The 12,361-nt window shown below is 70.8% G+C and carries 14 protein-coding genes; 5 read left to right on the top strand and 9 right to left on the bottom strand.

The genetic code is table 11. The features are described 5' to 3' along the window. Positions 1-36 precede the first annotated feature (36 nt). Both BKA15_RS18610 and BKA15_RS18615 read right to left on the bottom strand, forming a co-directional pair. Positions 37-876 (bottom strand): YbjQ family protein, encoded by an 840-nt coding sequence (locus tag BKA15_RS18610; RefSeq protein WP_179753211.1) that lies wholly within the window; start codon positions 874-876, stop codon positions 37-39. A 73-nt stretch (positions 877-949) separates the two neighbouring features. Continuing rightward, on the bottom strand, positions 950-1,399 hold the full coding sequence (locus tag BKA15_RS18615; RefSeq protein ID WP_179753212.1) for a hypothetical protein: 450 nt from the start codon (positions 1,397-1,399) through the stop codon (positions 950-952). A gap of 79 nt (positions 1,400-1,478) precedes the next feature. On the opposite strand from BKA15_RS18615, the gene lysS reads away from it, so the two are divergent. Then, positions 1,479-2,987 (top strand): lysine--tRNA ligase, encoded by a 1,509-nt coding sequence (lysS, locus tag BKA15_RS18620; protein ID WP_179753213.1) that lies wholly within the window; start codon positions 1,479-1,481, stop codon positions 2,985-2,987. Continuing rightward, positions 2,984-3,472 carry an NUDIX hydrolase gene (locus BKA15_RS18625; RefSeq protein WP_179753214.1) on the top strand — a complete coding sequence of 163 codons (489 nt, stop codon included), beginning with the start codon at positions 2,984-2,986 and terminating at the stop codon, positions 3,470-3,472. The genes lysS and BKA15_RS18625 overlap by 4 nt, the downstream gene beginning before the upstream one ends. A gap of 26 nt (positions 3,473-3,498) precedes the next feature. Here BKA15_RS18625 and BKA15_RS18630 read toward each other — a convergent pair whose 3' ends face one another. Then, positions 3,499-4,005, bottom strand: a complete 507-nt coding sequence (locus BKA15_RS18630) for a DUF4395 domain-containing protein (RefSeq protein ID WP_179753215.1) — start codon at positions 4,003-4,005, stop codon at positions 3,499-3,501. Positions 4,006-4,072: 67 nt separating this feature from the next. Here BKA15_RS18630 and BKA15_RS18635 point away from each other — a divergent pair, with 67 nt between their 5' ends. Continuing rightward, complete coding sequence (locus tag BKA15_RS18635; RefSeq protein WP_179753217.1) at positions 4,073-4,525, top strand: PaaI family thioesterase; 453 nt, start codon at positions 4,073-4,075, stop codon at positions 4,523-4,525. 1,148 nt (positions 4,526-5,673) lie between these two features. Next, on the top strand, positions 5,674-6,669 hold the full coding sequence (locus tag BKA15_RS18640) for a TIGR01777 family oxidoreductase (RefSeq protein ID WP_179753219.1): 996 nt from the start codon (positions 5,674-5,676) through the stop codon (positions 6,667-6,669). Here BKA15_RS18640 and BKA15_RS18645 read toward each other — a convergent pair. From BKA15_RS18645 to BKA15_RS18655, 3 genes are read right to left on the bottom strand one after another with little or no spacing between them, the layout of a single operon-like run. After that, positions 6,624-7,706 (bottom strand): S-adenosylmethionine:tRNA ribosyltransferase-isomerase, encoded by a 1,083-nt coding sequence (locus BKA15_RS18645; RefSeq protein ID WP_179753222.1) that lies wholly within the window; start codon positions 7,704-7,706, stop codon positions 6,624-6,626. The genes BKA15_RS18640 and BKA15_RS18645 overlap by 46 nt on opposite strands. 1 nt (position 7,707) lies before the next feature. Then, a complete protein-coding gene (locus tag BKA15_RS18650; protein ID WP_179753223.1) occupies positions 7,708-8,382 on the bottom strand; it encodes an SDR family NAD(P)-dependent oxidoreductase in 675 nt (224 codons plus the stop codon). 56 nt (positions 8,383-8,438) lie between these two features. Continuing rightward, positions 8,439-9,494 (bottom strand): LacI family DNA-binding transcriptional regulator, encoded by a 1,056-nt coding sequence (locus tag BKA15_RS18655; protein ID WP_179753225.1) that lies wholly within the window; start codon positions 9,492-9,494, stop codon positions 8,439-8,441. Positions 9,495-9,600: 106 nt separating this feature from the next. Here BKA15_RS18655 and BKA15_RS18660 point away from each other — a divergent pair, with 106 nt between their 5' ends. After that, a complete protein-coding gene (locus BKA15_RS18660) occupies positions 9,601-11,055 on the top strand; it encodes an aldehyde dehydrogenase (NADP(+)) (protein ID WP_179753227.1) in 1,455 nt (484 codons plus the stop codon). A gap of 12 nt (positions 11,056-11,067) precedes the next feature. Here the strand turns inward: BKA15_RS18660 and BKA15_RS18665 are convergent, their stop codons facing one another. From BKA15_RS18665 to BKA15_RS18675, 3 genes are read right to left on the bottom strand one after another with little or no spacing between them, the layout of a single operon-like run. After that, a complete protein-coding gene (locus BKA15_RS18665; RefSeq protein WP_179753229.1) occupies positions 11,068-11,634 on the bottom strand; it encodes a hypothetical protein in 567 nt (188 codons plus the stop codon). 38 nt (positions 11,635-11,672) lie between these two features. Next, positions 11,673-12,071 (bottom strand): type II toxin-antitoxin system VapC family toxin, encoded by a 399-nt coding sequence (locus BKA15_RS18670; RefSeq protein WP_179753230.1) that lies wholly within the window; start codon positions 12,069-12,071, stop codon positions 11,673-11,675. Beyond that, positions 12,068-12,349: a type II toxin-antitoxin system Phd/YefM family antitoxin gene (locus BKA15_RS18675; protein WP_179753231.1), complete on the bottom strand. Its 282-nt coding sequence runs from the start codon at positions 12,347-12,349 to the stop codon at positions 12,068-12,070. The genes BKA15_RS18670 and BKA15_RS18675 overlap by 4 nt, the downstream gene beginning before the upstream one ends. Positions 12,350-12,361 lie beyond the last annotated feature (12 nt).

Raw genomic sequence — 12,361 nt, forward strand, 5'->3', positions numbered from 1 at the left:
CGATTCTATTGGCACGGGGCAGGGTCCCCGGGACGGTCAGGACTGCGACGGCCAGCCCGGGCTCGACGGCGGCCACGGATTCGGCTGGTCCGGCCGCTTCAGCGTGGTCGCGTCCGTCTCGGGAGCCGAGGCCGAGGAGACCGGCGTGACGCGGCCGGTCGGCGAGCCGGAAAGGCCCGGAGCGGGCGGCGGGTTCTCGGTGATGTCGTCGCCGCCGAAGGCCTTGCGTGGCGTCGATTCGTCCTCGGTCGCGACACCGGGATCGGTCGCGTCGGCGTCGGCTTCGGCCGGGTGCAGCTTCACCGCGGTCCCGTACGCGGAGACCTCGCTGAGCGACTGGGTGATCTCGCTGGAGTCGAACCGCAGGCCGATCACCGCGTCGGCGCCGGCTTCGGTGGCCATCTCGACCATCCGGCCGACCGCATCCTGGCGGGACCGGGTGAGCAGCGCGACGTAGCTCTCGGCCGGATTGGAGGTCCGGAGCTCGCGGGGCAACTCGCGGGCCCGGGCGACCACGCCGACCACCTCGCCCAGGATCTCCGACACCGCCCGGCCGGGCACCGTCTCGGTGGTGCTGACCGGCACCGCGCGCTTGATCAACTCCGGCGGCTGCGGGCGCTCCGGCTGCTGCGGCCAGACCTGCTGTTGCTGCTGCCCATACTGCTGCTGCCCGGGGTAGGGCTGCTGTCCGTACTGCTGCGGCTGCTGGCCCCAGCCGGGCTGCTGCCCGTACTGGCCGGGGCGCTGTTGCTGCTGGCCGTACGGCGGCTGCTGGGGTTGTTGGTACGGCTGCTGGCCGCCCGGCTGTTGCGGGTACGGATTCGGCTGACCGTACGGGTTCTGGCCGTAAGGGGGCTGCTGGCCGTAATTGCTCATGCGGCCAAACATAGTGCTCGGGCAGACCCCTCGGCCATGGCCTGACGGCGGCGTCCGAGCCGGGGTCGAGCGATCAGCTGCTCAGGCCCGCGACGATGCCGACGATCACCATGAGCAAGATCACCGCGACCGGGATCGAGATCAGCAGAACCCAGGCGATCATGCCCGGCCGCGGCTGTTCGGTGAAGCCCATCCGGCCGGCGCCGAAGGTGATCACGGGGCCCGTGTAGTGGACCTCGACCGACTGGCCCGGCGGGATGTCGACCGCCATCGTCTGCGGCCCGAACTCCCACAGATAGCGCGAGGAGCAGGCGACCTGGTGGTGGCCGGCGTGGGTCGGGTAGAAGTTCTGCCCCCACTTCGCCGGTGCCGGGTGACCGTTGATGTTGACCACCGGCGACACCATCTGGTCGGCCAGCAGGCCGAACGGCTTGCGCAGGTTGACCACGAGCTGGGACTGCCCCATCGGGGGCTGCGGCGCACTGTCGAACGGTTGCGGGGCGCCGTACGGAGGTTGAGACATGGGGGACACCGTAGTGGTCGGCTGGTTCGGCGAGGTAAACCCCGGGAGGCCGGGCGGCACGGATCGATAAGGTGACCGCGTGAGCCACGACAGCGACATCGAGGAGTCCGAACAGCAGCGCATTCGGACCCAGAAGCGGGCGGACCTGATCGCCGAGGGGATTCCCGCCTACCCCGTCGCGGTCCCGCGTACGCACACCCTGCAGGAGGTGCGCAAGGACTGGGCCCATCTCGCCGCCGGTGAGGAGACCGCCGACGTGGTCTCGGTGACCGGACGGGTGGTCTTCGTCCGCAACACCGGCAAGCTCTGCTTCGCGACGCTGCAGGAGGGTCTCACCCTCGACGATTCCGGGGTACGGCTGCAGGCGATGCTGTCGCTGGCCGAGGTGGGCGAGGAATCGCTGGCCACCTGGAAGCGGTTCGTCGATCTCGGCGACTTCGTGTCCGTGACCGGTCGGGTGATCGCGTCGAAGCGCGGCGAACTGTCGGTGCTGGCCACCTCCTGGCAGCTGGCCAGCAAGGCGCTCCGGCCGCTGCCGACGCTGCACAAGGAACTCTCGGACGAGGCCCGGGTCCGCCGCCGCTACGCCGACCTGATCGTCCGGGAACAGGCCCGCGACATGGTCCGCACCCGCGCGACGATCATGCGCAGCGTCCGGGAAACGCTGCACGAGCAGGGATTCCTGGAGATCGAGACGCCGGTGCTGCAGCTGATCCACGGCGGCGCGCACGCCCGGCCGTTCGGCACCCACCTGAACGCCTTCGACATCGACATGACGCTGCGGATCTCGCTGGAGTTGTTCCTGAAGCGGGCCGTCGTCGGCGGCATCGAGAAGGTGTACGAGATCGGCCGGATCTTCCGCAACGAAGGGATCGACTCCACCCACAGCCCCGAGTTCACCATGCTCGAGGCGTACGTGGCGTGGGGTGATCAACGGACCGTCGCCGACCTGCTGCGCAAGATCATTCTCGACATCGCGGACCGGCTCGGCAGCCGGGTGGTGCAAACCGCGGCCGGCCCGGTCGACCTCGGCGTCGAGTGGCGCTGGCTCGGCATCTACCCCGGCCTGTCCGAGGCGCTCGGCGAGGAGGTCACGCCGGACACCCCGGCCGACCGGCTGCGCGAGATCGCCGCCGCCAGGACGATTCCGGTCGATCCGGCCTGGGACGCCGACAAGTTGATCATGGAGCTGTTCTCCGAGATCGTCGAGCCGACGCTGATCCAGCCGACCTTCATCCATGATCTTCCGGCGTCGAAGGAGCCGTTGGCGCGGCCGCACCGGAGCGATCCGCGACTGATCGAGGCCTGGGACCTGATCATCGGCGGCACCGAGTTGTGCACCGCGTTCTCCGAGTTGATCGACCCGGTGATCCAGCGGGAGCGCCTGGTCCAGCAGTCGCTGGCCGCGGCCGCCGGCGATCCGGAAGCGATGCAGCTGGACGAGGACTTCCTGACCGCGCTGGAGTACGGGGCGCCGCCGATGGGTGGACTCGGGGTCGGCATCGACCGGCTGGCCATGCTGTTCACCGGAGCCGGGATTCGGGAGACGATCCTGTTTCCGCTGCTCCGGCCGGAAGCGCATCGGTGACCTCTCCCCGATTCACGGTGGTGCCGGCCGCGTACCTGATCTTCCTCCGCGACGGCCAGGTGTTGCTGCAGTATCGGTCTGGGACCGGGTACCGCGATGATCACTGGGCGGTCGCCGCGGCCGGGCACGTGGAGGCCGGCGAGTCCGTACTGGCGGCGGGCGTGCGGGAGGCCGCCGAGGAACTGGGCGTGACCGTACGGGAGCAGGACCTGGTCGGCGTGACGACGCTGCACCGGACCAATGACGATCCGGCCGAGCGGCGCGGCACGGTCGAGGACGAGCGGTGTGACTACTTCTTCGTGGTCACGGCCTGGCAGGGCGAGCCGAAGATCATGGAGCCGGAGAAGGCCGCGGATCTGCGCTGGTTCCCGTTGGACCGGTTGCCCGATCCCGTGGTGCCGCACGAGCTGCGGGTGCTCGAGGCCGTACGCGACGAGCGGGCCGGCCGATCCCGGGTGCCGGCGATCATGCTCCACGGCTGGTGATCATGATCAACGGGTGCTGATCATGATCAGCGCTGGGTGATCACCGCGCCGGTGCCGTACCTGCGCCAGATGTCGTTGCAGGACTCGCAGGTGTCGGCCGGGATGATCCCCGTCCGCATCAGCAGTGCGAACAGCCAGCAGCCGGCGCAGAAGCCGACCACCGACTCCAAGGCCGCGAAGATCAACAGGATCGCGATCAGCACCGTACCGGCGAGGGTCAGGCCGAACCCCAGACTGAGCACTGCGGCAGCCGTGGTCAGCACCAGCCCGATCGCCTGCGCGAACCGCTTCGGCGGGCCGGGCACGAACTTCGGCAGGCCGAGCCTCGGCGCGATCACCTGGGTGGCCAGCCGGCCGAGCAGGCTGAACCGCGGACCGGCCGCGACCCGGGCCGCGAAGCCGATCGCCAGCAGCACGATCAGCCAGTGCCAGCCGGTGATCAAGGTCAGCGCGGCGAGCACGACCACACCGCCGGCGACCACGCGGGCGGCCTTCTCGTTCACCGGATTGGGGAATCCCCAGAGCGAGGCCATGGAATCCACCGTAGGTCGCCGTCCGCCCCTTGTGGTCGGTGTCCGATGGGTGAGACCCTGCGGAGTCATGAGCGGAGCTGAACGAGCGGGTGCGTTCTGGGACGCCGTCCGCGGCGAGGCCCCGGTGCCGCCGGCGGCCGCGACCCTCGGCTTCGAGTTCGTCGCCGTCGACCCGGACCGCGGCACGATCGAGCTCGCCTTCACCGCGACCGAGGCTTTCACCAACCCGGCCGGCAACGTGCTCGGCGCGTTCGTCGCGGCGATGCTGTACGACACCGTCGGGCCGGCCCTGATCGCGACCCTGGAGCCGGACCAGTTCCAGTCGACCCTCGACCTGAACACCCGCTTCCTCCGCCCGACCCGCCCCGGCCGCAAGCTCGGCCACGGCCGGATCGTCCACCGGTCCGGCGACCTCGCCCACCTCGCCTCCGAGCTCACCGAGCCAGACGGAACCCTGATCGCCACCGCCACCGCGACCGCCCGGGTGATTCCCCTCGCCGAGGCGCGAAACGCGGTCTGACCCGGCCCACCCTGCCCCCGCCGCCCGCCACCATCTGGGAACCGGGACTCGTTCGCGGCTGTGGCCCGCTCCCCCTCGCCTGCCCCGTGCCACGCCGCGTGCCCCGTGCCACGCCGACCGATCTTTCGCGTCTGTCCCGCCGCCATCCCGGAGGCCAGCCGCGACCGTTCCTCGCAAGCGCGACCGCTGCGCTCTCCCTGATCCACCGTGGCTTGGCCCTTCTCGACCTTCGCGCCCACCACAGGAGTAGGCGCGAGGTGCCGGGGTGGATCCGGACGCGTTCTCGGGCGCCCGATTCGCCGCGCGGGACGGAGAAGCGTCGCAGTGACGGGCAACCCGAACCGCCCGGGCCGACCGCCTGAGATCTCGAGTCGCTCCGAGGACGCCCGGCCTCGGCTCGCACCAAACGCGGTCGGCGCGGCAGGCTCGGCCCACGCACAACATGGATGCGCGGCGGACTCAAGCCCACACCACGACACGCGACTCTGACGGTGGCCGCGGATCCGGCCAACGGTTGTACGAATGGCCGTCGACCTCGGGCAGGCGCGTGCAGGTCGGGCCGGTGGAGGTGCGACGAGGAAGGGGATGGCGGTCGGCGGGTGCGGGGCCGCCCGGGGTTGGGCGCGGTACGGCCGCACGGCGCGGCCAGTGCCGAATGCCGGCAATCCCGGGCACGATCGAAGATTCTTCGGCTTGGACCCAACGGCCCGTTACCCAGGCCGGACGCGGTTTGTCGAGTGGCGACATAACGACCCCATCTGGCGCGAATCGCGGTCGTTAACGTCACTCTCGATGAACCCCGAGAACCGCCACGGATGCGGTGCGGGCATCGGACGCGAAATCTTGCGGTTTGTCCCACGGCGTTCCGGATTCGCCAACAACCTCCGGGCTGCGGAGGCGAGGAGCGGTCGCGGATCCGGTCCTTCCCGAGGTTCAGACCGCAACCTCGGCAAGAGAGACCACGGCGATCGGAGGCTCGCCGGATATCGCGTTGCGGGGCGTACACAGCCGGACCGCCGACGGGACCCGAAAGGCAATTCTGGGCGGCAATTCGTGTCGTTCCCGTCCACTCGCCGACGGCTCCCATCGTGGATTTGAGCGATCGCTCAAAATCGGTCTAAGCTGGGTCGTGGAAGGTCGTGAGGCGGATGAAGATCGTTGTTCCTGGTGGCAGCGGGCATCTCGGCCAAGTGCTCGGGGCGGCCCTGGTAGCGGCGGGGCACGAGGTGGTTGTCCTCACGCGGAGGCCGGTCGGTGCCTCCGGCATCCGGGAAGTCGTGTGGGACGGGCAAACGCTTGGGGCGTGGGTGGCGGAGGTCGACGGGGCCGATGCGGTGATCAATCTCGCCGGACGGAGCGTCGGCTGCCGGTACACCGAGGACAATCTGCGGGACATGATGAATTCCCGGGTCGACTCGGCCCGGGTGATCGGGCAGGCGATCGCGGAGGCGGAGCGGCCGCCGGCGGTCTGGTTGCAGATGAGTACGGCAACGATCTACGCCCACCGGTTCGACGCGGCCAACGACGAGCGGACCGGGATCATCGGCGGCACCGAGCCGGACGTGCCGGACTATTGGGCGTTCAGCGTGGACATCGCGCGCACTTGGGAGGCGGAGCAGGAGCACGCCGACACCCCGTACACGCGCCGGGTCGCGCTGCGGACCGCGATGGTGATGAGTCCCGGCCGGGGCGGCGTCTATCGGGTGCTCCGCGGCCTGGCCCGACTCGGACTGGGCGGTACCGTGGCGGGTGGGCGGCAATACGTCTCCTGGATCCATGATCAGGATCTGATCCGCGCCGTCCTGTTCCTGCTCGATCATCCCGAGCTGTCCGGTCCGGTCAACCTGGCCGCACCGAATCCGCTGCCGCACGCCGAGTTCATGCGAGTCCTGCGGCGGGCCTGCGGGCGGCCGTTCGGGCTGCCGGCGACGCGCTGGATGGCCGAACTGGGTGCGTTCGCCCTGCGCGCGGACACCGAACTCCTGCTGAAGAGCCGCCGGGTGGTGCCGACCCGGCTGCTCGAGGCCGGCTTCCGGTTCGCCTTCCCGGACTGGGCCGTGGCCGCGGCCGAACTCGAGAGCCGGGCCCGGGGCGGGAGTCAGGGGAGCAGCAAGGTGGAGTCGCCGAACTCGTGCCAGAGATAGCCGTGCTCGATCGCGGCGTCGTACGCGCGCTGGGTGAGGTCGGCACCGGCGACCGCCTCGACGAGCAGCAGGTGGGAGGCCTCGGGCTCGTGCCAGCCGCTGATCAGGCCGGACACCGCGCGGACCGGTCGGGCCGGCCGGATCACCAGGTCGGTCCAGCCCATCCGAGGCCGTACGGTCCCGTCGGGGTCGGCCGCGGACTCCACTGCGCGGGTCGCCGTGGTGCCGACGGCGATCACCCGCCGGCGCCGGGACCGGGCGGTGTTGATCATGCGGGACGTCGCCTCGGGCACCGCGTACCACTCCGGCAGCGGGGCCTCGCCGGCCTCGGGCGACGACACGGTCGTGTGCAGCGTGATCGGCGCGAACTGGATCCCGGCCGCGACCAGCCGGGTGACCAGGCCGGTGCTGAACGGGCGGCCGGCACTCGGCATCTCGGCGGAGCCGGGGCGCAGCGCGAACACGGTCTGGTAGCGGTCGAGCGGAAAGCTGCGGGTCAGGTGGCCGTAGCTGATCGGCCGACCCTGCCGCTCCAGGTAGGCGACCAGCGGGACCGGAGTCTGCACGGCGGCCCGCCAGAGGCGGTTGCCGACGCCGGTCGGTGACGACCCGAGGCGCGGGTACGGAGCCAGCAGGGTCACCGACGCACCCGCCGGCAGTTCGATCGTCTCGCCGGCCCGGCCGTCCAGGACGGGGTCCGCGGCATCGGGCGCGGTCCGCAACTCGATCACCCGCCGCCCGTCGGTGAGCCGGTTCGCGACATGGACGACGACGGGCCGCCGATCGTCCCGCACGCCGTCCAGTTGCCCGGCGACGGTGGCCGAGTTGTTGATCACCAGCAGGTCACCCGGGACCAGGACGTCACCAAGATCACGGAACAGCAGATGATCAAGACCGGTCGCTCGGCCGACCAGTAGGCGCACGCCGTCCCGGGCCGGTCGCCGGGATCCGCTGCCGCGCAGTTCCGGCGGTTCGGTGGCCGGGCGGATCGCGCCCGCCGAGAACCTGGTCTGCGGGCGATCCTGCAGGGCGCTCATCTCAGGCGACCTCGGCGGCCCGATAGCGTCCGCTGGCGGGCCGGTTGGTGATCAACCGGAGAAACGCCGGCACCGCCGTCTCCGGCAGCGGCCGGTCGCTGATGTCCTCACCCGGGAACGCGGCCTGATGCATGGCGGTACGCAGATCGCCGGGATCGACCGCAAACCAGCGGCGGTCCGGCTCCTCGGCGGCCAACGTCGCGGTCAGATGGTCGAGGCCGGCCTTGCTGGCCGCGTAACCACCCCAGCCGGGATAGTGATCGGCCGCCGCGTCGGAGGAGAGGTTGATGATCACCGCGTCGGGCGCCAGCCAGGGCCGGGCGGCGTTGATCAATCCCAGGGGTGCGATCAGGTTCACCGCGAGGATCCGGGCGAACGTGTCGGCGTCCAGGTCACGCAGCTGTGGTTGCGGACTGCCGCCGAGCTCACTGGCATTGTTGATCAACAGCGTGATCGGCCCGGCCTCGGCGGCGAGCCGGACCAGGCGGTCCCGGTGGTCCGGGTCGGCGACGTCACCGGCGAGCCAGCGGACCCGCTCGCCGAGACGGTCGGCGACCTCGGCGAGGGCCGCGCTGGTCCGGGCGGTGGTGGTGACGGTCCACCCGGCGGAGACCAGTTCGGTGATCAGGGCTCGGCCGAGTCCGGCGGATCCCCCGGTGACGATGGCGTTCGGCATGACTGCCTCCTCGATGACTGGAGGAAGCCAGTATCAAACCTCAAGTTGACGTGAACTCAAGTCCCGATTCCGGGCGTACTCTCCCGGATCACCACCGACGACTTGGCGGTCCAGACGATGCTCGGCCGGCCGGGTCGCTCCTCGGGGGTCTCCAGGGCGTGCCGTACCGCCTCCCGGCCGATCTCGGCCAGCGGGATGCCGACCGTGGTCAGGGCCGGCGTGACGTCGCGTACCGTCGGAATGTCGTCGTAGCCGGCCACCGCCACGTCGACGCCGGGCCGCAGCCCGACCGACCGCAGCGCCGACATGGCGCCGACCGCCATCACGTCGTTGACGGCGAAGATCAACTCGACCTCGCCGCGAGCCTCCTTGATCAACTCGAGTGCCCCGGCGTAGCCGCCGTCCCGGGTGAACTCGGTGCTGATCACATGCCGGTCGGCCAGCTCGATGCCGTGCTCGGCCAGCCCCTCGCGGAAGCCGCGCAGCCGTTCGTTCGAGGTCTCCAGCGCGTCGTTGCCACGGAGCACGGCGAATCGGCGATAGCCCAAGCCGGCCAGGGCTTCGGCCAGTTGCCGGGCCCCGGTGGTGTTGTCCATCGCGACCGTCGGGAACGGCAGCACCGGCTGGCTGATCATGATCACCCGGCCGCCGGACTCGGTCAGCGCGGTCAGCTCCTCGATCAGGGCCGGCTGGTCCGGGTTGCCGGCGAGCCGGCTGCCGGCGACGATCATGATCCGGGGACGCTGGGCGGCCATGGTGCGGACCAGGTCCAGTTCGCGGGACGAGTCTCGCCCGGTGGCCGCCATGGTCACCGCGAGCCCGGCCGCGTCCGCGGCCTCGATGACACCCGCGGCGATCCGGGAGAAGTACGGGTCGGAGACGTCGCCGACCAGCAGCCCGACCGTCGTCGTGGTCCCGCGCGCGACCGCCTGGGCCGCGTAGTTCGGCTTGTAGTTCAGCCGTTTGGCGGCGGCGAGCACCCGAGCTCGGTAGTCGTCGCGAACCCGGCGCGTGCTGCCGTTGATCGCCCGGGAGGCGGTCGCCAACGAGACGCCGGCCTCCCTGGCGACATCGTGCAGCGTGACCGGGCTCGGCCCGTTCGGTCGCGGCATGGGGGTCATTGTTGCAGCCGGGACGCCCCAGAGCGCGGCGACGCGACAATGAAATGATGGCGGTACGGACTCGCCGGTGAATCGATGTGCAAGAAGAGGGGACCCCATGACTGAGCGCCCGACCACCCAGCCCGGACTCGACCAGGCCCTGCGAGCGGCCGCCCGCGCGGCGATCGTGCTGGCCGGTTCGGAACCGGCGACCCGGGCGGACTGGCTGCGGGCGATCGCCGACGAACTCGACGCGCACCGCGACGAGCTCGTCGTGCTGGCCCAGGAGGAGACGCACCTGCCCCGGCCGCGCCTGGAGGGCGAGGTGGGCCGGACCACGTTCCAGCTGCGGCTGACGGCGGACGCCGTGGTCGAGGGCTCCTGGCTTGAGGTTGCGATCGACCATGCCGACCCGAACTGGCCGACCGGGCCGCGGCCGGACCTGCGCCGGGTGCTCCGCCCGCTCGGTCCGGTGCTCGTCGTCGCGGCCAGCAACTTCCCGTTCGCGTTCAGCGTGGCCGGCGGCGACACCGCCTCCGCGCTCGGCTCCGGCTGCCCGGTGCTGCTCAAGCTGCACCCCGGGCACCCGAAGCTCTCCGACCGGACCGGCGAGCTGGTGCTCGAGGCGCTGACCAAGGCCGGGGCGCCGACCGGTACGTTCGCCATGATCAGCAGCGAGGCCGACGCGCAGGCGGCGCTGAAGGATTCGCGGATCAAGGCCGGCGCCTTCACCGGCTCGATTCGCGGTGGTCGGGCGCTGTTCGACATCGCTGCGGGCCGGCCCGACCCGGTCCCGTTCTACGGCGAGCTGGGCAGCGTCAACCCCGTCTTCGTGCTGCCGTCGGCGCTGCGCCGCCAGTCCGAGACCCTGTCCGGCTTCGTCAGCTCGTACACCCTCGGCGTCGGGCAGTTCTGCACCAAGCCGGGCGTCCTGTTCGCGCCGCACAGCCAGTCCGTGCTGGACGAACTGGCCGGTCTGGTCAAGGCCGTTGCGCCGGCGCCGCCGCTGAACGATCGGATCCAGCAGGGCTTCACCGGCCGGCTGGCCGAGTTGCGGGAGCTGTGGCAGCCGGTCAGCGAGGGCACCCAGACCGCCGACGGCCTGAGCCCGTCGCTGTTCGCGACCACCATCGACGACGCACTGGACGATCTGGACGGGCTGTTCGAGGAGGCGTTCGGTCCGGCCTCGGTCGTCGTCTCGTACGAGGACCCGGCGGAACTGGTCGCGGTGGCCCGGCGGCTGCCCGGTCAGCTGACCGCGACCATCCACGGCGACGAGGACGACCCGATCGCCCCCGAGCTGCTCGGGGTGCTGGCCGGTCACGCCGGCCGGGTGATCTGGAACGGCTGGCCGACCGGGGTTTCAGTCACCTGGGCGATGCAGCACGGCGGCGGCTGGCCGGCGACCACGGCCTCGGTGCACACGTCGGTCGGCCCGACGGCGCTGCGCCGGTTCGTCACGCCGATCTCGTACCAGGACGTGCCGGAGGCCCTGCTGCCCGCTGCCGTACGGGACGACAACCCGCTCGGCATCTGGCAGCGGATCGACGGGAAGCTGACCCCGCCGAACTAGGGACGCGCGACACTAGCCGCCGGGGCGGACGCCCTGGATCGAGAGGAAGGTCCGGAGTTCGGATGCGTGCCCGGTGAGGTGGCGAAGGCCGCCGACCAGGACCTCCGCCCGCGTCTTCACCCCGTTCCGGTGCTCGTCGACCAGTTGCGCGGCCCGGTCATCGGTCAGGGCGGTGAACTCCCACTCGGCCTTCGTCCGGCAATGCTCGACGTAACCGAGCAACTGGTCGCGGGAGTAGGTCGGCGGCACCACGTACCCGTCCTCGTCCTGCGGTGAGAACGGTGCCGGCGGCGCCCAGCCGACCGCCGTTGCCGACAGGTCGACGTCCGTGAAGAAGAGCGCGTGGGAGGCCATCCGCCAGACCGCCGTCATCGCCCGGAACTTGCGCTCCCGGATCTCGGGGTCGTCGAACGGGCGACCCTCGGGATCCGTCGGCGGCCACATCCATTGATCCGTCTTGCGAGGCTCGATGATGCTGGCCTCCCACAACTCGTCCGGACAATCGCGGAGCACCGCCGCCAGCTCGTCGATGCTCCCCCGGTAGCTCCCGGCCAGGGCCTTCGTCCACGTCGTCGCCATAGCGGTGACCGTACGGCGCCGCGCTGACAGCGTTGCCCTCAGGTGCCGGGCGCGATCACTTCGAGTCCGGCCGCCCGGGCCGCCTCCCCGAGCCTGCGGTCATAGGTCAGGATGGCAGCGGCGTCGAGGCGCATCGCTGCTTCCAGGTGCAATGCGTCCAGGGTGCGCAGATACGGCATCGGCAGGAAGCCCGCGCTGCGGTAGACCGCCCGGTCCAACGCTGCGAGAGCGACACCATCGAGGATGCGGCTCACGTCCGACTGATCGAGACCCTCCCGGACCGCCACTCGACGCAACTCGGTCTCGAGCAGGTCACTGGAGACCAGCATCGCCGGGGTCTGATCGAGCCAGTCCACCAGAGCCTCGCTCTCGGGCTGGTCGATCAGGAGGGCGCCGAGAGCGGAGGTGTCCACATAGACGACCGGACCAGCTGTCACAGTCTTTCCTCGCGCAGGTCGTCCAGGATGGTCTCAAGGCTTCGACGGCCGGCCTTTCGCTCGATGCCCAGCGCCGCCCAGCCACCCTCGCGCCGTGCCGGACGAGCTATCGCCAAGGAGGGGGCAGGCGCGTCGAGCGGCACGATCCGGCCGACCGGCACCCCGCTGTTGGTCAGAATGAATGAGTGCCCCTCGCTCACCGCGCGAAGCACTCGGCCGGACTCGTTGCGCAGCTCTCGCTGCGACAGGCTTTCGTCCCAAGATTCGGCGGCACTCATGAATCGACTGTA

This window comes from Microlunatus parietis, from assembly GCF_013407955.1.
GTDB classification, from domain to species: Bacteria; Actinomycetota; Actinomycetes; order Propionibacteriales; family Propionibacteriaceae; genus Microlunatus; species Microlunatus parietis.

What these genes read in the sequence shown, in the direction of transcription:
- BKA15_RS18610 (WP_179753211.1), bottom strand. Translation starts at nt 876, where the DNA reads ATGAGCAATTACGGCCAGCAGCCCCCTTACGGCCAGAACCCGTACGGT.
- BKA15_RS18615 (WP_179753212.1), bottom strand. Translation starts at nt 1,399, where the DNA reads ATGTCTCAACCTCCGTACGGCGCCCCGCAACCGTTCGACAGTGCGCCG.
- BKA15_RS18630 (WP_179753215.1), bottom strand. Translation starts at nt 4,005, where the DNA reads ATGGCCTCGCTCTGGGGATTCCCCAATCCGGTGAACGAGAAGGCCGCC.
- BKA15_RS18635 (WP_179753217.1), top strand. Translation starts at nt 4,073, where the DNA reads ATGAGCGGAGCTGAACGAGCGGGTGCGTTCTGGGACGCCGTCCGCGGC.
- BKA15_RS18640 (WP_179753219.1), top strand. Translation starts at nt 5,674, where the DNA reads ATGAAGATCGTTGTTCCTGGTGGCAGCGGGCATCTCGGCCAAGTGCTC.
- BKA15_RS18645 (WP_179753222.1), bottom strand. Translation starts at nt 7,706, where the DNA reads ATGAGCGCCCTGCAGGATCGCCCGCAGACCAGGTTCTCGGCGGGCGCG.
- BKA15_RS18650 (WP_179753223.1), bottom strand. Translation starts at nt 8,382, where the DNA reads ATGCCGAACGCCATCGTCACCGGGGGATCCGCCGGACTCGGCCGAGCC.
- BKA15_RS18655 (WP_179753225.1), bottom strand. Translation starts at nt 9,494, where the DNA reads ATGCCGCGACCGAACGGGCCGAGCCCGGTCACGCTGCACGATGTCGCC.
- BKA15_RS18660 (WP_179753227.1), top strand. Translation starts at nt 9,601, where the DNA reads ATGACTGAGCGCCCGACCACCCAGCCCGGACTCGACCAGGCCCTGCGA.
- BKA15_RS18665 (WP_179753229.1), bottom strand. Translation starts at nt 11,634, where the DNA reads ATGGCGACGACGTGGACGAAGGCCCTGGCCGGGAGCTACCGGGGGAGC.
- BKA15_RS18675 (WP_179753231.1), bottom strand. Translation starts at nt 12,349, where the DNA reads ATGAGTGCCGCCGAATCTTGGGACGAAAGCCTGTCGCAGCGAGAGCTG.